The organism is Microbacterium sp. NPDC056234, from assembly GCF_042267585.1.
GTDB lineage: Bacteria > Actinomycetota > Actinomycetes > Actinomycetales > Microbacteriaceae > Microbacterium.
Genome location: NZ_JBHJTE010000005.1, coordinates 94,070 through 112,515, shown reverse-complemented (window position 1 = coordinate 112,515; position 18,446 = coordinate 94,070). Strand labels below are relative to the sequence as shown.

Below are 18,446 nucleotides of genomic sequence, written 5' to 3'. Positions count from 1 at the left end.
GATCGGGTCGTTGCGGGTGGGATGCCGGGGCAGGGGTCTCAGCGTGCGACGAGCGGGCCGCGATCGGCGAGCTCGACGTCGGTGTTGTAGCGGTAGAGGCGGGCGGGCCGGTGGCTGCCGGTGCGGAATTCGTCGGTCGGCACGAGCGTGCCCGTCGCTTCGACCTGCCGCCGGAAATTGGCCGGATCCAACCGCCGGCCGAGGATCGTCTCGTACGCCTCGCGCAGATCGGAGAGGGTGAAGGTCGGCGGCAGGAAGCCATGTGCGACGCGGCTGTAGCCGACCTTGTTGCGCAGCCGCCAGAGGGCGTAGTCGACGATCTGGTTGTGGTCGAAGGCCAGCTGCGGCAGGGCGACCGCGTCGAACCAGCGGACGTTCTCCGGCGCGTTGCCTGCGGCGATGTGGGCCGCGCTCTGCGCGTCGACCTCATCCTGCCGGAGCAGGGCCCAGTACACGATCGACACGACGCGGCTGGGGGAGCGGTCCACGTCTCCGAACGCATAGAGCTGTTCGAGATAGCTCGGCGCCAGACCCGTCGTCTCGGCGAGTGTGCGCGCGGCGGCCTGCTCGAGCCCCTCGGTCGGCACCAGCCATCCGCCAGGCAGCGCCCACTGCCCCTGATGCGGGTCCCTGGTCCGGAGCACGAGCGGCAGCGACAGCACCGGCGTGCCGTCCTCGCCGCGGCGCAACGTCAGGATCGCCGTCGACACCGCGACGCGGATGTCGGGCTCCCGAGTTCTGGTCGCCATGACTTTAACCTCCGGAGATCATCTTAGAGTCATGGTGACCAGAACATCAATCCGACGGTGTCATAAGACGGAATCGGAAACGTTACACGGCCGTGATCATTGATCTTGTCTCCCCGACGGGGGGTTTGTTAGGTTACTGTCCTAACAAACCCCTTCGGGGGCTCGAAGACGAGCAGCACCCTCCAGCAAAGAAGCATCGAGAGGAAACATCACACATGATCCGCAATGGAAAGCGCCGTGTCGCGATCACGGCGATCGCGGGGGCATCCGTCCTCGCACTCGGCCTCACCGCCTGTTCGGGCGGCGGAGGCGAGACCGGCGATGACGGCGAGACCGACACGACGCTGCGCGTCTGGGCCGGCAGCCAGACACCGATCGAGGCGAACTTCAACCCGTTCGCACCCACCGTGCTCCACGGCGCACTCGGGCCGATCCTGGAGCCGCTGTTCTTCTTCAACAAGACGGCGGACGAGCCGGCGACCGGCATGATCGGCGAGTCCTACGAATACAACGAGGACGGCACCGTCATCACGGTGACGATCAAGCCCGACCTGAAGTGGAGCGACGGCGAACCTCTGACGGCCGAAGACGTCGCGTTCACCTTCACCTACGAGGGGAACAACCCCGAAGGACAGGGTCTCGTCTCCGCGGAGCCCCAGGACGACACGACCGTGGTGCTGACCTACGCGACGCCGCAGTTCACCTCGGAGTGGCAGCGCATGGGCGGTACCTGGATCCTTCCGCAGCACGTGTGGAGCGAGGTCGACGACTTCGCGACCTTCACGAACGAGGAGCCGGTCGGCTCCGGTGCGTACGTCGTCGACAGCGTGACCAGCGAATCGTACGTGCTCGTCGCCAACGAGAACTACCGCGACGCGGACGACCTGGGGGTCGGAACCGTGCAGTACATCGCGGTCGACAACAACCAGGCCGCGCAGGACCTGCTCGCCGCCGGCGAACTGGACTGGGCAGGGATGTTCATCCCGAATCCTGACGCCGTGACAGGCAACGGCAAGATCGACTGGGTCAACACACCCCAGGATCCGACCGTGCTCTACACCTGCGCGAACGCGGACCTCGGATGCACCGGAGAGCAGACCGACGTAGCCGTCCGTCAGGCCTTGAACGTCGCGATCGACCGGGGCACGATCAAGCAGAAGGCGTTCGTCGACCTCACAGGGGAGATCTCGCCCACATACGCCCTGCTGCCGCGTGACGAGAAGTGGGTCGCCGATCCGGCCAACGAGGTCAGCCCGCAGAGCCCCGACGCCGCCGGCGCCGGCGCGATCCTCGAGGCGGCCGGCTACACCAAGGACGCCGATGGCATGTACGGCAAGGACGGCACGCCGATCGAGCTCGATCTGATCTCGGTCGACGGCTGGACGGACTACAACGACGCCGCGAAGCTGATCGCCGAGCAGGCTGCCGAGGCCGGCATCAAGATCAACGTCGGCACCGTGCAGTGGCAGGAGTTCTCCGACGCGCGCCAGACCGGCCAGTACGAGCTGATCGTGGGCGGCATGATCGGGACCTCGGTCGCCGATCCGTTCCAGATCTACCGCGACTGGCTCGGAGGCACCGAGGTGCAGTCGACCAGCCCGGTCGGTGAAGAGGTTCCCGCCGGACGCTGGAACTTCAGCCGCTACAACAATCCGACCGTGGATGCCGCGATCGCCGCCGCCAATGCGACGAACGACGAGGCCGTGAAGATGCAGCAGTACGCCACGATCCAGACGGAGATCGTGCGAGACCTTCCCTACATCCCCCTGGTGATCAACGCCACCCAGACCTTCTACAACGCGAAGGACTTCACGGGCTGGCCGACGGAGGAGGACCTGTACGCGTTCCCGCCGTCCTGGGGCTCGGTCTCGGCCGGATTCATCCTGCCGCAGCTGCAGCCGGCCGGCTGATCGCCCAATGATGCTCGGGAGCAGGAAGTCGATGAAGTGACATGAAGTACTATGCCCGCCGGATCGGGTTCTACATCATCACGCTGTGGGCCGCGATCTCTCTCAACTTCCTGCTCCCTCGTCTGATGCCGGGGGACCCGGCCGACATCATGATCGCCAAGCTGCAGCGCAGCGGCGGCGAGGTGTCGGAGACGACGGTCCGCAACATCAAGCTGCTGCTGGGCTCGGACGACGCATCCATGTGGGAGCAGTACGTCGGCTACTGGGGCCGGATGCTCCGCGGGGATCTCGGCATCTCCGTCACGAAGTATCCGACTCCGGTCGCCGAGCTCATCGGACAGGCGCTGCCGTGGACGCTGATCCTCGTCGGCGTCGCGACGGTCATCTCGTTCATCCTCGGCATCGCTCTGGGCGCCTGGGTCGGATGGAAGCGCGGCACCTGGGTCGATCATCTGATCCCCGCGACGACGATCCTCCAGTCGATCCCGTACTTCTGGCTCGCGCTGGTGCTCGTCGCGGTGTTCGCGGTCGGTCTCGGATGGTTTCCGATCATCGGCGGCTACAGCGTCTTCGACTTCCCGAAGGGTCCGGAGTGGAGCTGGGCGTTCTTCGCGGATGCCGTGCACCACGCCGTCCTGCCCGCGGTGACCATCGTGATCAGCTCCGTCGGCGGCTGGCTGTTCGGGATGCGGAACATGATGGTGTCCACTCTCGCGGAGGACTACGTCACCACCGCCGAGGCGAAGGGCCTGCGGCCGCAGCGCATCCTCACGATGTACGCATCGCGCAACGCCGCCATCCCTTCGATCGCCGGGTTCGCGATCACGCTCGGATTCGTCGTGGCGGGCTCGATCGTCATGGAGCAGGTGTTCACGTATCCGGGAATCGGAAAGCTGATGTTCCAGGCCGTGCAGAACAGCGACTACGCGCTGATGCAGGGCGTCTTCCTCGTGATCACGCTCACCGTGCTCGCGGCCAACTTCATCATGGACCTCGTCTACGGATACATCGACCCGAGGGCACGCCACAATGTCTGACACCATCACGAAGCCCACGTCCACGCCACCGGACACCGTCGCGCTCCTCACCCAGCGGCGCACCAGGGGCGGTTGGCGTGCGATGCTGCCGACGATGTCCGCCAAGTTCGTCACCGGTGTCGTCATCGTCGTCACGATCGTGCTGTTCGGCATCATCGGACCGCTCGTCACGCAGAATCCGCGGTATTCCGGAAACGATGCGCTGCAGCCGCCCAGTGCCGAGCATCTGCTCGGCACGACGAAGCTGGGCTACGACGTGTTCGCCCAGCTCGCGCACGGCACGCAGGGGTCGCTTCTGGTCGGGATCGTCGCCGGCCTCATCGCGATCATCCTCTCCCTGCTGTTCGGAGTCCTGGCCGGCTACATCGGTGGCTGGCGCGACGAGAGCCTCTCACTGGTGACGAACATCGCCCTGGTGATCCCGGGGCTCCCGCTCGCGATGGTGATCGCCACGTACTTCAGCACGCGCAGCTGGCTGCTGGTCGCCTTCGTGCTCGGCATCACCTCGTGGGCCGGCGCGGCCGTCGTGCTGCGGACGCAGGCGCGTTCGCTCCGCAGCCGGGACTACGTGTACGCGGCGAAGGTCGCCGGAGAGCGATCGTTCCGCGTGATTCTCGTCGAGATCCTGCCGAACCTCCTTCCGCTGCTGGCCGCGCAGTTCCTGTTCGCGATCATCTTCGCGATCCTCGGTGAGGCCGGACTGTCGTATCTCGGCCTCGGCGCGACCGATTCGATCACGTGGGGCACGATTCTCAACGATGCGCAGTCCGGTCAGGCGCTCGGGACGGGCGCCTGGTGGTGGTTCATCCCGCCGGGAATCCTGATCGCCCTGCTCGGCTGCGGTCTGTCCCTGATCAACTTCGCGATCGACGAGATCATCAATCCGAAGCTGCGGGTCGCGCCCGAGGCCGCGCGCCGCGTCCGCAAGGCCGCGAAGATGAAGGGAGTGGGCGCATGACCGCCCCCGAAGCCGTACTGACCGCCCGCGGCGTCTCGATCGAGTACGAGGTCGACCCGCCCGTCAAGGCCGTGCGCGACGTGTCGCTCACCCTGCACCGCGGCGAGATCCTCGGCCTGGCCGGTGAGTCGGGCTGCGGGAAGACCACGCTCGCCTATGGCCTGAACCGGCTGCTGAAGGCGCCGGCGCTGATGACGAGCGGCGAGATCGTCTTCCATGACCGCGATGGCGACGACATCGACATCGTCGGACTCCGGGACGACGGCCTGCGGGCGTTCCGGTGGGACAAGATCTCGATGGTGTTCCAGGGCGCGATGAACTCGTTGAACCCGGTGATCAGCGTGAAGGCGCAGATCTTCGACGTGTTCGACACGCACCGCCCCGGTATGAGCCGCAAGGCGAAGACCGAGCGGGCGCAGGAACTGCTCGGACTGGTCGGTGTCGACCCCTCGCGTCTCACGAGCTTCCCGCATGAGCTCTCAGGCGGCATGCGCCAGCGCGTCATGATCGCGATGGCGCTCGCGCTCGATCCTCAGGTCATGATCATGGACGAGCCGACGACAGCGCTGGACGTCGTCGTGCAGCGGGGGATCATCCGAGAGATCATGCGTCTGCGCGAACGGCTCGGCTTCGCGGTCATCTTCATCACCCACGATCTGCCGATGCTGATCGAGATCAGCGACCGGATCGCCGTGATGCTTCAGGGCCAGATCGTCGAACAGGGCACAGCGGAGGAGATCTACCGCACGCCGCAGCACGAGTACACCAAGAAGCTGCTCTCCAGCTTCCCGAGCCTGAAAGGCGAGCGCGGTGGGTTCGTGCGCAGTGGCGCCGAGGCCGCGGCATCCGCGAAGGAGGACGCACGATGAGCACGCTCGAGGCACGCCATCTGATCAAGGATTTCAAGCTCCGGTCCGGGTTCAAGACGACGATGCTGCACGCCGTGAAGGACGTGTCGTTCACGATCGAAGCAGGCAAGACGATCGCGCTCGTCGGCGAATCCGGCAGTGGCAAGTCCACGATCGCCCGCATGCTGATGAAGCTCGAGACGCCCACCGCGGGGGACATCCTGCTCGACGGCGCACCGAGCGGCGTGCAGGGCAGGGCGCTCGCGCGCTACCGGTCGGACGTGCAGATGGTGTTCCAGGACCCGTTCGCGTCGCTGAACCCGTTCCACACGATCATCCACCACCTGGAGCGTCCGCTGCGCATCCACCATCCGAAGCTGTCGCGCGACGAGGTGCGGGCGAAGGCGCTGGACCTGCTGGAGCGGGTCCGGCTGTCCCCGGCGGAGAGCTTCGCCGATCGACGCCCGCACGAGTTGTCCGGCGGCCAGCGACAGCGCATCGCGATCGCGCGGGCGCTCGCGCCCGGCGCACGATTCATCGTCGCGGATGAGCCGGTGTCGATGCTCGACGTGTCGATCCGCCTCGGCGTGCTGAACCTCCTCGCCGACCTGCAGCGCGAGGAGAACCTCGGTGTCCTGTACATCACGCATGACCTGGCGACAGCCCGGCACTTCAGCGACGAGATCCTCGTGATGTACCGCGGTGACATCGTCGAACGCGGACCGGCCGACGAGGTGATCCTCAACCCCCAGCACGAGTACACGAAGACGCTCTTGAACGCGGCGCCCGACCCCGAGAACATGGGGAGGCTGCGCGACGAGGTGCGCGCGGAGCTCGCCGGCTCCTGACGATCACTCGGTTTCGGACGACTCGAGGTCCAGCACCCAGACATTGGTCTGCAACGTCTGCCCGCGAAAAGGGAACTCCCGTGTGGAGACGTGCTCGAACCCGGCTGCTCGGCACAGAGCATTGGAGGGCAGGTTCTCCTCGGAGGGGAACGCCGTGAGCAGGCGATGCGTGCGGTGCGCGCGCGCATCGTCGACGATGAGCGAGACGGCGGCATGCCCGATCCCCTTGCCCTGCGCCTCGGGCACGATGAACCAGCCGGTCTCGTGGACCGTCTGGTCGTCCCACTCCGTCGTCCACCAGCCGATCGCACCCGCCGCGACACCCTCGTCCTCGACGACGAACATCCGCGCCGCCCCTTCTCGCCACAACCGCAGGTACCTGTCGTGACGTTCACTCACCTGCTCGTCGGTCTCCGGGCCCGCGATGTACGAGGTCATCTCGGGCGCATTGCCGCGGTGAAGCAGGGGAAGGTCGGATGATGCCCACTTCCGGAGTCGGATCGTCATGGCGACAGTATGCTCCCGGGCTCCGACATCGGGTCGTCACGGGCGACGCTAAGCTGTACGTGACAACTGAAGACAGGCCCCACGACCCGTGCGGGAGAGCCCCGGTGAAACCGGCCGGGCACCGAAGGAGCAAGCCTCCCCACCAATCTCTCAGGTACCGCGTACCGCGCCGGTCGGGCCACTCTGAAAAGTGATCTCTCGTGCAGCGAGGAATCCGCCGACGGTGAAAGCCCCTTGGGGTGAAACTCTCAGGCCCATGACAGAGGGGGAGTTCTCGGATACCGTGCAATCAGTACGGCATCCTTCCGATCCTTCCGGGAGAACTCCAATGACAGAGGCCCGCTTCACACCGCTGCGCGCGCGACACGAATCGCTCGGCGCTTCGTTCACCGACTTCGGCGGCTGGCAGATGCCGGTGCGCTACACATCCGACCTCGCCGAGCACCATGCCGTGCGCCGGGCTGCCGGGCTCTTCGACATCTCGCACATGGCCGAATTCCTCGTCGAAGGAGCCGGTGCCGGGGCGTACCTCGATCACGCCCTCGCCGGCCGGCTGTCCGCCATGGCCGTCGGCAAGGCGAAGTACTCGCTGCTTCTGACCGAAGACGGCGGGATCATCGACGACGTCATCGTGTACCGGCTCGCAGAGGACCGGTTCCTGATCATCTCCAACGCCGGGAACCGGGATGCCGTGGCCCAGGCGCTTCCGCAACGCACCGAGACGTTCGACGTCGCGGTATCCGACGTCTCGGACGACTACGCGCTCCTCGCCGTCCAGGGACCGGCTGCCGAAGCGATCGTCGCGGCGACGGACGGCATCACCGAGGTCAGCGTCCCGTGGTCGGATCAGAAGTACTACGCGTGGGCCGCGGCGAGCTACGCCGGCGAGCCGCTGCTCATCGCGCGCACCGGCTACACCGGGGAGGACGGCTTCGAGCTGCTCGTCCGCGCCTCCGATGCACCGGCGCTGTGGGATGCCGTGATGGCCGCAGGAGAGCCGTATGGTCTGGTTCCCGCCGGACTCGCCGCCCGTGACACGCTGCGCCTCGAAGCAGGCATGCCGCTGTACGGCCATGAGCTCTCCCGCGACACCAAGCCCGCCCAGGCAGGTCTCGGCCGAGTCGTCGTCGCCGACAAGGAGACGTTCGTCGGCAAGGACGCGGTCGCCGCGGCATCCGACGCCCGTGTCCTCACCGGGCTCTCGGCGGAGGGCAAGCGCGCTGGCCGAGCCGGATACGCCGTCGTCGCCGAGGACGGAACCGTCGTCGGCGAGGTCACCAGCGGCGCGCTCAGCCCGACCCTCGGCCACCCGATCGCCATGGCCTACATCGACCCGGCGGCGCTCGCCGCCGACCTGTTCCTGGACGTGCGGGGGACGAAGATCCCCGCCGTCGTGACCGACCTGCCTTTCTACCGGAGGACGAAATGACCGACCTGACCACCCTGAAGTACAGCGAAGAGCACGAGTGGATCGCTCTGGAGGGCGATGTCGCCACGATCGGTGTCACCGACTACGCGGCTGACAAGCTCGGCGACGTCGTGTTCGTCGAACTCCCCGCCGTCGGCACCGAGGTCACCGCGGGGGCCGTCGTCGGCGAGATCGAGTCCACCAAGTCGGTCGGAGAGCTCTTCGCCCCGGTCTCCGGCACGGTCGTCGAGATCAACGATGCAGCGGTCGATGACCCGTCGCTCGTCAACGGCGAGCCGTTCGAGGGCGGCTGGCTGATCAAGGTGTCCGTCGCCGATGGCGCGACCGACGGCCTGCTCGACCGTGACGCGTACGTCGCGCTGACCGAGGGCTGATCGCGCAGTGGTCTCCTTCGCCGACCGTCACATCGGGACGACCTCCGAGACGCAGCGGCTCATGCTCGACGCGCTCGGCATCACGGATGCCGATGCTCCCGTCGAGCAGCTGATGCGCCAGGCCGTTCCGGCATCCATTCTGTCCCCTGCGCCCACTCCAGACAGCGCTGGCGCGCTGCCCGGAGCCTCCGGGCTCGGGGCCCCTGGCCGTGAAAGCATCATCCCCGCCGCGGCCAGCGAGGCCGAGGCGCTCGCCGAGCTGCGCGCGCTCGCCGCCCGCAACACCGTGAACACGCCGATGATCGGTCTGGGCTACTACGGCACGATCACGCCGAGCGTGATCCAGCGCAACGTCCTGGAGAACCCGTCCTGGTACACGGCGTACACGCCGTACCAGCCGGAGATCTCGCAGGGACGCCTCGAAGCGCTGATCAACTTCCAGACCATGGTCTCCGAGCTGACCGGCCTGACGACCGCGAACGCGTCCATGCTGGACGAGTCGACGGCCGTCGCCGAGGGCATGCTGCTGGCGCGGCGCGCGTCGAAGGTCGCCTCGAACGTGTTCGTGGTCGACTCCGGCGCCTTCCCGCAGACCAAGGCGCTGCTGGCCACGCGCGCCGAGGCCGTCGGTGTCGAACTGGTCGAGCGCGACCTCGCCGCCGGCGGCGCTCTGCCCGACGAACTGTTCGGCGTCTTCGTGCAGTACCCGGCCGCCTCGGGCCTCGTGTGGGATCCGTCGGCCGTGATCGACGCGGCGCACGTCGCCGGCGGCCTCGCCGTGGTCGCGGCTGATCTGCTCGCTCTCACGCTCATCGCCTCACCCGGGTCGCTCGGCGCGGATGTCGCGGTCGGAACGACGCAGCGCTTCGGAGTGCCGATGGGCTTCGGCGGCCCGCACGCCGGCTACATGGCGGTGCGGCAGGGGCTGGAGCGCCAGCTGCCGGGGCGCCTCGTCGGCGTCTCGGTGGACGCCGACGGCAAGCCGGCGTACCGGCTCTCGCTGCAGACCCGCGAGCAGCACATCCGCCGCGAGAAGGCGACGAGCAACATCTGCACCGCGCAGGTGCTGCTGGCCGTCATGGCCTCGATGTACGCGGTCTACCACGGCCCGGACGGACTGCGCGCGATCGCATCGGAGACCGCGACGAAGGCCGCTCTTCTTCGCGACTGGCTCGTGGAAGCCGGCGTCGACGTCGCATTCGACGCGTTCTTCGACACGCTGTCGCTGCGCGTCCCCGGCCGCGCCGCCGAGTACGCGGAGCAGGCGCATCACGGTTACGGCATCCTGTTCCACGTCGCGGACGCGGACACGCTCGGCATCTCGGTCGACGAGACGACGACCGTCGGCGAGCTGCATCAGATCGCGATGGTGTTCGGAGGCAAGCAGGATCGCGTGTTCGGCTTCGCGGACGGCGTGAACGCGCTCCCCGGTGCGCTCCTGCGCCAGGACGAGTACCTGACGCATCCGGTGTTCCACGTCCATCGCTCCGAGACCGCCATGATGCGGTACCTGAAGAGCCTGGCCGACCGGGATTACGCGCTCGACCGCGGCATGATCCCGCTGGGATCGTGCACGATGAAGCTGAACGCGGCGACCGAGATGGCCGCGATCACCTGGCCGGAGTTCGCGGGGATCCACCCGTTCGCCCCGGCATCCGATGTCGCCGGATACCTGGAGCTCATCGATCAGCTCGAGGGCTGGCTCGCCGAGGTCACCGGGTACGACGCGGTATCGCTGCAGCCGAACGCCGGCTCGCAGGGCGAGCTCGCCGGGCTCCTCGCGATCCGCGGCTACCACCTCGCCAACGGCGATGAGCACCGCACCGTGTGCCTGATCCCGTCCTCCGCGCACGGCACGAATGCGGCATCCGCAGTCCTGGCCGGCATGAAGGTCGTCGTGGTCGCCTGCGACGAACTCGGCAACGTCGATCTGGACGACCTGCGAGCGAAGATCGCTGCCCACGCGGACGCGCTGTCGGCCCTGATGATCACGTACCCGTCCACGCACGGCGTGTACGAGCAGCAGGTGCTCGAGATCACCTCGGCCGTGCACGACGCCGGCGGGCAGGTCTACGTCGACGGCGCGAACCTCAACGCCCTTCTGGGCTACGCGCGGTTCGGTGACCTGGGCGGCGACGTCTCGCACCTCAACCTGCACAAGACGTTCGCGATCCCGCACGGCGGCGGCGGCCCCGGCGTCGGACCCGTGGCGGCGAAGGCGCACCTGGCTCCGTTCCTGCCCTCGCACCCGCTCGCGCAGCGCGCGGAGCACTTCGGCGGGTTCGTCTTCGATGGCGGCGTGGTATCGGCGGCTCCTTACGGATCCGCGGGCATCCTGCCGATCTCGTGGGCGTACGTGCGGATGATGGGCGCGGCGGGCCTTCGCGACGCGACGGCCGCGGCGGTGCTGTCGGCGAACTACATCGCCGAGCGCCTGCGCGAGCACTATCCCGTGCTGTACGCGGGCGAGAACGGCCGCGTGGCGCATGAGTGCATCCTGGACCTCCGTCCGCTCAAGGAAGCGACCGGCATCACGGTCGACGACGTCGCCAAGCGCCTCATCGACTACGGCTTCCATGCGCCGACGATGTCGTTCCCCGTCCCGGGAACGCTGATGGTCGAGCCGACCGAATCCGAGGATCTGGGCGAGATCGAACGGTTCATCGAGGCCATGATCATGATCAAGGCCGAAGCGGATGCCGTGGCGGCCGGCCGCTGGGATGCCGGCGACAACCCCCTCGTGAACGCTCCGCACACCGCGCTGTCGTTGATCGCGGGGGAGTGGTCGCACCCGTACACCCGCGAGGAGGCCGCGTACCCGGTGCACGCGCTCGTCGCCGGGAAGTACTGGCCTCCGGTTCGACGCATCGATCAGGCGTACGGCGACCGCAACCTGGTGTGCGCCTGCCCGCCGATCGAGGCGTTCGCGTAAGCGCACCGCACCCTTCACGATCCCGCCGCCGGAGCATTCCGGCGGCGGGATCCTTCTTTTCCGACCGCTCGTTCAGTAACAGTTGATTAACGGGGACTGCCGCACGGACGCTGTGGGGCATACGCTCGGGGTATCGCGACGCGCTCGACGAGGAGTGCGCGTTCATCGATGTCCATAGGAGGACACAAAGTGAAGCGAAACAGGAGCGCCCTCGCGGGCGCGGCGCTGCTGATCTCAGGCGCCATCGCACTGGCCGGATGCTCGTCAGGGGGCACCCCCGACGACGAAGGCAGTTCCGGGGCCGGGGCCGACCCGGAAGCGATCATCACGACGAACGGCACGGAGCCCGAGAACCCGCTGATCCCGTCCAACACCAACGAGGTCGGCGGCGGCAAGATCCTCGACAACATCTTCGCCGGCCTGGTGTACTACGACGCCGAAGGTGCGCCGGTGAACGACATGGCCGAGGAGATCACCGTCGAGGACCCTCAGCTGATTCGCGTCAAGCTGAAGGAGGGGCAGACCTTCACCGACGGTGAGGAGGTGACTGCGGACAACTTCATCAAGGCGTGGAACGAGGGCGCCAAGCTCTCCAATGCGCATCTGTCGAGCTACTTCTTCGAGGACATCGAGGGCTTCAGCTGGGATGCGGACTCGGAGCTCACCGGGCTGGAGCAGGTCAGCGACTACGAGTTCACCATCGCGCTCAACAAGCCGGCCGCCGATTTCGCGCTGCGCCTGGGCTACTCGGCCTACTACCCGCTGCCGGACGTGGCATTCGAAGACATGGCGGCCTTCGGTGAGAACCCGATCGGCAACGGCCCCTATATGCTCGACGGCGACGGCGCGTGGGAGCACGACGTCAAGATCGACCTGGTCCGCAACGATGACTACGCTGGCGGTCGCAAGCCTGCCAACGGCGGACTGACGATCAACTTCTACGCCACGCAGGATGCGTCCTACGCCGACCTGCTCGGCGGAAACGTCGACGTGATCGACGAGATCGCGCCGGTGTCGCTGCCCACCTTCCAGGATGATCTCGGTGATCGGGCGGTGAATCAGCCGTCCGCGCTGTTCCAGTCGTTCACGATCGGACAGTTCCTGCCGCACTTCAGCGGAGAAGAGGGCATCCTCCGCCGTCAGGCGATCTCGATGTCCTTCGATCGCGCTCAGATCACGGAGAAGATCTTCTTCGATTCCCGCACGCCGGCGTCCGACTTCACCTCGCCGGTCATCGACGGCTGGACCGACGAACTCGAGGGCACTGAGGTGCTCGCCTACGACCCGGAGAAGGCCAAGGAGCTGTGGGCCGAGGCGGACGCGATCTCGCAGTGGGAGGGCGAGTTCAAGATCGCCTACAACTCGGACGGCGGCCACGACGAGTGGGTCGAAGCGGTGACCAACTCGATCTCGAACACACTCGGCATCGAGGCATCCGGCGATCCGTACCCCACCTTCGCGGCCATCCGCGAGAAGGTGAACGACAACACGATCACGACAGCCGCGCGCTCGGGCTGGCAGGCCGATTACCCCGGACTGTACAACTTCCTCGGCCCGCTGTACGCCACCAATGCCGGTTCCAACGACGGTGACTACAGCAACCCGGAGTTCGACGATCTGCTCAGCTCCGGTATCAGCAACACCGATGTCGAAGCTCAGGTCGCAGACTTCAGCAAGGCTCAGGAGATCCTGCTCAACGACCTGCCGGCGATCCCGCTCTGGTACCAGAACGTGACCGGTGGCTACGGGGAGGAAGTCGACAACGTGACGTTCGGCTGGAACTCCGTGCCGATCTACCACGAGATCACCAAGGCCGCCGAGTAGTAACGGCGGATCGAGCGCTACGGGGCGGCGATAGCATCGCCGCCCCGTAGCACGCTCCCTGTCGACCCTGCTCGCTATCCCGAAGGGACAGCGAATGCTCACCTACATCCTGCGGCGCCTCCTGCAAGTCATCCCGGTCTTCTTCGGCGCCACCCTGCTCATCTACGCCCTCGTCTTCGCCATGCCCGGGGACCCGATCCTGGCGCTGTTCGGCGACCGGACGCCGAACCCCGCACTGCTTGCAGCACTGCACGAGCGCTACCACCTGGACGAGCCCTTCCTGGTGCAGTACTGGTACTACATCACCGGAGTGCTGAGGGGCGACTTCGGCGTCACGTTCTCCGGGCGGGCGGTCGGCGAGGTGCTCGCCGAGACGCTTCCCGTCACGGGGCGACTGGCGATCATGGCGCTCGGCATCGAGTTCGTGCTCGCCATCGTCATCGGCACCATCTCGGCTCTGAACAAGGGCAAGCTCTTCGACAACACCTCGCTGGTGATCGCCCTGCTGGCCATCGCCGTCCCGATCTTCGTACTGTGCTTCCTGGCCCAGTACTTCCTTGCGATCCAATGGGGCTGGTTCCGTCCCACCGTCGGCGCCGACAACGACTGGGGTGATCTCTGGCTGCCGGCGATCGTCCTCGGCATAAGTCTCTATCCGGTCAGCATGCGCCTGATGCGCGGATCGGTGATCGAAACGCTCGGCCAGGACTGGGTGCGGTCGGCCTACAGCAAGGGCCTGTCCCGCTACCGCGTCCTGCCCGTTCACGTCCTGCGCAACTCCCTGCTCCCCGTCATCACAAATTCGGCTACCAACTTCGGCATCCTGCTGGTCGGTGCGACCGTGACCGAGGGCATCTTCAACGTCCCGGGCGTCGGCAACACCCTGTACCAGGCGGCGATCCGGGGGGAAGGTCCCACGGTCGTGTCCTTCGTCACGGTCTTCGTCGTGCTCTACGTGATCGTGAATCTCATCGTCGACCTGCTCTACGGCCTTCTCGACCCGAGGATCCGCTATGTCTGACTCCACCTCACGCACGCACTACGTCGCCCCGGTCGAGACGGAGACCATCGCGGTCGATGCCGTCCGGGTGGCGGAGAAGCCCAGCAACCTGTGGCGCGACGCGTGGCGCGACCTGCGTCGTCGTCCGCTGTTCTGGTTCTCCGTCGTCCTCGCCGTCGTGTTCGTCTTCATGGCGGTGTGGCCGACGCTGTTCACCCCGGTCTCACCGAGGCAGTGCTCGCTCGACTACAGCAATGAAGGACCGGCGCCGGGGCATCCGCTCGGCTACACGTTCCAGGGCTGCGATATCTACGCCCGCATCGTGTGGGGCGCGCGCACCTCGCTGTCGGTCGGGTTGCTGGCCACAGTGCTGTCCTCCACCATCGGCCTCGTCATGGGGGCGCTCGCCGGGTTCTACGGCGGGTGGCTGGATGGTCTGCTCTCACGCGTCGGCGACATCTTCTTCGCCATTCCGTACATCCTCGCCGCCGTCGTCGTGATGACGGTGTTCTCGGATTACCGCTCGGTCTGGACGCTTTCGCTCGCGATCGGTGGCTTCGCGTGGGCGGCGACGGCTCGAGTGCTGAGAGCCGAGGTGCTGCGGGTCAGACAATCCGATTTCGTGATGGCATCCAGAGCTCTCGGCCAGTCGAAGTTCCGCACCCTGCTCAGCCACGTTCTCCCGAACTCGATCGCCCCGCTGCTCGTGGTGACGACCCTCGGCCTCGCCACCGCCATCGTGGCCGAGGCGACGCTTTCATTCCTCGGCGTCGGTCTCGGCGGTTCGATCGTGTCCTGGGGCAACGACATCAGCAAGGCACAGGCGGCTCTGCGCGTTGCTCCGGCATCCCTCATCTATCCGTCGATCGCGCTCACCCTGGCCGTGCTCGCTTTCGTGACCCTGGGCGAGCTGATCCGCGATGCCCTCGACCCGAAGGCGAGGGCACGCCGATGAGCGGATACCTGCACGCCGATCTCCAGGCGCCGATGCTCAGCGTCCGTGATCTGAAGGTCGCCTTCCACACTCAGGACGGCGAGAACGAGGTGCTGCACGGCATCAGCTTCGACGTGATGCCGGGTGAGACCGTCGCGATCGTGGGCGAATCCGGGTCGGGCAAATCCACGACGGCGACGGCGATCGTCAATCTCCTGCCCGGCAACGGGAAGATCACCGGCGGCACCGTGGAACTGGAAGGACGCGACCTCACCGCTTTGAGTCTGCCTTCCATGGAAGAGGTTCGCGGCCGGGACATCGGGTTCGTGCCGCAGGATCCGATGTCCAACCTCAATCCTGTCTGGAGCATCGGCTTCCAGGTGAAGGAGGCGATCCGCGCCAACGCGATCGTTCAGGGTCGTGCTGCTGTCAAGGAACGCGCGATCGAGGTGCTGCGTCAGGCCGGACTCGCGGATGCCGACAGACGACTGCATCAATACCCGCACCAGTTCTCCGGTGGAATGCGCCAGCGCGCACTGATCGGCATCGGGCTGGCCGCCGACCCCCGCCTGCTCATCGCCGATGAGCCGACGTCGGCCCTCGACGTCACCGTGCAGCGCGTGATCCTCGATCACATGGCGAAACTCACCCGGGAGAGGGGAACGTCCGTCCTGCTGATCACGCACGACCTCGGTCTCGCGGCTGAGCGCGCCGAGAAGATCATCGTCATGAACGGCGGCAACATCGTCGAGGCCGGTCCCAGCAGACAGATCCTCGAAGATCCGCAGCATCCGTACACCAAGCGATTGGTCGCGGCGGCGCCGAGCATCGCCTCACAGCGGATCCAGGCCGTGGTCGAACACCGTGGCGTCGAGACGTCGGACCAGCTGGCGGCGATCCCGCCGACGGTGCGAGTGCGCGGGCTGACCAAGGACTACAAGATTCGGCAGGGCGGTTTCCGCAGCATCCCCTTCCGAGCTGTGGACGATGTGAGCTTCGACATTCCCCGCGGAAAGACGCTCGCGCTGGTGGGGGAGTCCGGCTCGGGCAAGTCCACCGTCGCGAAGATGGTGCTCAAGCTCGAGGAGCCGACTGCGGGCCACATCGAGATCGACGGGATCGATGTCTCGCGCCTGTCGAACGCGCAGGCCTTCGGGCTGCGCCGACGGATGCAGCCGGTGTTTCAAGACCCTTACGGATCTCTGGATCCGCTGCGAAACATCGGCAACACGATCGCCGAGCCGCTCAACATCCACCACGTGGGAGATGGCGCCGCGCGGCGCGACCGCGTCCGGGAGCTGCTCGAACAGGTCTCGCTGCCGCAGGCGTTGGCGACGAGGTATCCGAATGAGCTGTCCGGCGGGCAGCGTCAGCGTGTGGCGATCGCCCGGGCGCTTGCGCTCAAGCCGGACATCGTCGTGCTCGACGAGGCGGTCTCGGCCCTGGACGTGCTCGTGCAGGACCAGATCCTGCAGCTTCTCGCCGAATTGCAGTCCGAACTCGACCTGACCTATCTGTTCATCACCCACGACCTCGCGGTCGTGCGTGTCTCGAGCGATCTCGTCTGCGTGATGGAGCAGGGCAAGGTCGTCGAGCAGGGCACGGTCGACGAGATCTTCGTGAACCCCCAGCAGGAGTACACGGAGCGTCTCCTCGCGGCGATTCCCGGGGTCGGACTTCTCGGTGGCTGAGGGGGAGATCTCGTCTCGCGCGGACTCCGGGGTGCGCACATTGCGCTCGATCGGTGGTCTTGCCATCGTCTGCGTGGTCGCCGCACTGGTGGTGCTTCTGCTCGTCGATGCGGTCATCCGGGGCGGCTGGGCGCAGATGCTCCTGCTCGCACCTTGGCCGTTGCTCGTGCTGTGGGCCACATATGAAGCAGCCGCCGCGTCCTACGTCCGGATGGACGACGGCGGCGTGACCGTGCAGAACATGCTGCGTCGTACCTCGTTCGGCTGGCGGCGATTGCGCGGGGCGGACTTCCGCTGGCAGGTCGAGTTCGCGCTCGACGACGACACGACCGTCACCGCCCTGGGCGGACCCGCACGGTCGCGCCCGCGACGTCAGACCGTGCAGGAACGGGAGGTCGAAGGAGAGCGCGTGCCGACGGGCGTCCGCGTCTTGACCGAGATCAGTGACCGGCGCGATCGTGCGGGTGTCTCGGCGGACGCGCCGATTCGACGCTCCTGGGATGTCCCCGCGCTGGCGGCATTGGGCATCATCGCCCTGTGGATCGTGGCGGCCGTTCTCATCGCGCAGAGTTGACGAAGCGCCCATCATGATCGGCTCGGTCAGCCGGGCAGGCCGAACAGCGTCGGCCACGTCGCTGCGGCCCACGGATAGCCGACGAACACCGCGGCGTCGATCAGGAAGTGCGCCACGAGAAATGGAAGCAGCCGCCCGGAGCGGGAGAACAGCCAGCCGAACAGCAGCCCCATCGCCAAGTTGCCGACGAAGGCGCCGGGCCCCTGATAGAGGTGGTAGCTGGCGCGGAGCACGCTGGTCGCGATGATGATCGGCCACGGTCCCCAGCCGAGGTCCTTGAGACGCGCGAACAGGTAACCGAGGACGACGAACTCCTCCTGGATCGATGCGCGCGCAGCGGACAGCAGCAGGATCGGCACCGTCCACCAGTGCGCGTCCAGCCCGGCCGGGTTCACCGCCACGAACCACCCCAGCATCCGACCGGAGATGTAGAGGGCGAGCCCTGGCACGCCGATCGCGAGCACCAGCAGGATGCCGCGGCTCGTGTCCGAACCGATGCGGGTGCCGTCCAGACCGAGCCGTCCGAGGTGCGGGCGCGAGTTCTGCCAGAGCAGGAAGCACACGAGGAGCACCGGGATCAGCGAGAAGCCGATCGAGAGCACCTGGTAGATGAGATCGAAGACCTCGCGGTCACTGCGCGACGGGTTCAACGTCGTCGTCTGGTCGGCCAGCGGAGTGGAGTCGGTGAGCCGGTACACGAGCTGCACGATCGCGTAGATCGCGGACTGCCCCAGCCCCAGCGCCAGCACGATCGCGATCTCCCACCACAGTCGCGCACGGGATGCCGGGGGACTCGTCATCCGTCGATCGTATGCCGCTCAGAGAGGCTCC

General features: G+C 66.8%; 16 protein-coding genes and 1 riboswitch. Of the genes, 13 read left to right on the top strand and 3 right to left on the bottom strand.

The annotated features are described in order from the left end of the window. Nucleotides 1-38 precede the first annotated feature (38 nt). Entirely contained in the window at nucleotides 39-749 is a 711-nt protein-coding gene (locus tag ACFCYE_RS14275) for an NUDIX domain-containing protein (RefSeq protein ID WP_376179723.1), read from the bottom strand. Between the two features lie 215 nt (nucleotides 750-964). On the opposite strand from ACFCYE_RS14275, the gene ACFCYE_RS14270 reads away from it, so the two are divergent. Genes ACFCYE_RS14270 through ACFCYE_RS14250 form a run of 5 tightly spaced genes read left to right on the top strand, consistent with a single transcriptional unit; the run spans nucleotide 965 to nucleotide 6,350 of the window. After that, nucleotides 965-2,659, top strand: a complete 1,695-nt coding sequence (locus ACFCYE_RS14270) for an ABC transporter substrate-binding protein (protein WP_376179721.1) — start codon at nucleotides 965-967, stop codon at nucleotides 2,657-2,659. A 41-nt stretch (nucleotides 2,660-2,700) separates the two neighbouring features. After that, entirely contained in the window at nucleotides 2,701-3,696 is a 996-nt protein-coding gene (locus tag ACFCYE_RS14265; RefSeq protein ID WP_376179720.1) for an ABC transporter permease, read from the top strand. Then, a complete protein-coding gene (locus tag ACFCYE_RS14260) occupies nucleotides 3,689-4,654 on the top strand; it encodes an ABC transporter permease (protein WP_376179718.1) in 966 nt (321 codons plus the stop codon). Before ACFCYE_RS14265 ends, ACFCYE_RS14260 begins: the two co-directional genes overlap by 8 nt. Then, a complete protein-coding gene (locus ACFCYE_RS14255; RefSeq protein ID WP_376179716.1) occupies nucleotides 4,651-5,523 on the top strand; it encodes an ABC transporter ATP-binding protein in 873 nt (290 codons plus the stop codon). Before ACFCYE_RS14260 ends, ACFCYE_RS14255 begins: the two co-directional genes overlap by 4 nt. Beyond that, nucleotides 5,520-6,350, top strand: a complete 831-nt coding sequence (locus ACFCYE_RS14250; protein WP_376179714.1) for an ATP-binding cassette domain-containing protein — start codon at nucleotides 5,520-5,522, stop codon at nucleotides 6,348-6,350. The genes ACFCYE_RS14255 and ACFCYE_RS14250 overlap by 4 nt, the downstream gene beginning before the upstream one ends. A gap of 3 nt (nucleotides 6,351-6,353) precedes the next feature. Here ACFCYE_RS14250 and ACFCYE_RS14245 read toward each other — a convergent pair whose 3' ends face one another. After that, nucleotides 6,354-6,857 carry a GNAT family N-acetyltransferase gene (locus ACFCYE_RS14245; protein WP_376179713.1) on the bottom strand — a complete coding sequence of 168 codons (504 nt, stop codon included), beginning with the start codon at nucleotides 6,855-6,857 and terminating at the stop codon, nucleotides 6,354-6,356. Nucleotides 6,858-6,938: 81 nt separating this feature from the next. Next, nucleotides 6,939-7,034: riboswitch (glycine riboswitch) on the top strand. 151 nt (nucleotides 7,035-7,185) lie between these two features. Between ACFCYE_RS14245 and gcvT the strand changes: the two genes are divergently transcribed. From gcvT to ACFCYE_RS14205, 8 genes are all read left to right on the top strand, one after another. Further along, a complete protein-coding gene (gcvT, locus tag ACFCYE_RS14240) occupies nucleotides 7,186-8,286 on the top strand; it encodes a glycine cleavage system aminomethyltransferase GcvT (protein ID WP_376179711.1) in 1,101 nt (366 codons plus the stop codon). Continuing rightward, on the top strand, nucleotides 8,283-8,660 hold the full coding sequence (gene gcvH / locus ACFCYE_RS14235; RefSeq protein ID WP_376179709.1) for a glycine cleavage system protein GcvH: 378 nt from the start codon (nucleotides 8,283-8,285) through the stop codon (nucleotides 8,658-8,660). The genes gcvT and gcvH overlap by 4 nt, the downstream gene beginning before the upstream one ends. A gap of 61 nt (nucleotides 8,661-8,721) precedes the next feature. Beyond that, nucleotides 8,722-11,592 carry an aminomethyl-transferring glycine dehydrogenase gene (gcvP, locus tag ACFCYE_RS14230; protein ID WP_376180151.1) on the top strand — a complete coding sequence of 957 codons (2,871 nt, stop codon included), beginning with the start codon at nucleotides 8,722-8,724 and terminating at the stop codon, nucleotides 11,590-11,592. A 189-nt stretch (nucleotides 11,593-11,781) separates the two neighbouring features. Continuing rightward, nucleotides 11,782-13,416 (top strand): ABC transporter substrate-binding protein, encoded by a 1,635-nt coding sequence (locus tag ACFCYE_RS14225; RefSeq protein ID WP_376179707.1) that lies wholly within the window; start codon nucleotides 11,782-11,784, stop codon nucleotides 13,414-13,416. Between the two features lie 94 nt (nucleotides 13,417-13,510). After that, nucleotides 13,511-14,437, top strand: a complete 927-nt coding sequence (locus tag ACFCYE_RS14220; RefSeq protein ID WP_376179705.1) for an ABC transporter permease — start codon at nucleotides 13,511-13,513, stop codon at nucleotides 14,435-14,437. Further along, complete coding sequence (locus ACFCYE_RS14215) at nucleotides 14,430-15,371, top strand: ABC transporter permease (RefSeq protein WP_376179704.1); 942 nt, start codon at nucleotides 14,430-14,432, stop codon at nucleotides 15,369-15,371. Before ACFCYE_RS14220 ends, ACFCYE_RS14215 begins: the two co-directional genes overlap by 8 nt. Then, the gene (locus ACFCYE_RS14210) at nucleotides 15,368-17,041 is read left to right on the top strand and encodes a dipeptide ABC transporter ATP-binding protein (protein ID WP_376179702.1); all 1,674 of its coding nucleotides are present in this window, start codon (nucleotides 15,368-15,370) and stop codon (nucleotides 17,039-17,041) included. Before ACFCYE_RS14215 ends, ACFCYE_RS14210 begins: the two co-directional genes overlap by 4 nt. 31 nt (nucleotides 17,042-17,072) lie before the next feature. Further along, complete coding sequence (locus ACFCYE_RS14205) at nucleotides 17,073-17,615, top strand: PH domain-containing protein (RefSeq protein ID WP_376179701.1); 543 nt, start codon at nucleotides 17,073-17,075, stop codon at nucleotides 17,613-17,615. Between the two features lie 26 nt (nucleotides 17,616-17,641). Here the strand turns inward: ACFCYE_RS14205 and ACFCYE_RS14200 are convergent, their stop codons facing one another. After that, nucleotides 17,642-18,415 (bottom strand): CPBP family intramembrane glutamic endopeptidase, encoded by a 774-nt coding sequence (locus tag ACFCYE_RS14200; RefSeq protein ID WP_376179699.1) that lies wholly within the window; start codon nucleotides 18,413-18,415, stop codon nucleotides 17,642-17,644. Nucleotides 18,416-18,446 lie beyond the last annotated feature (31 nt).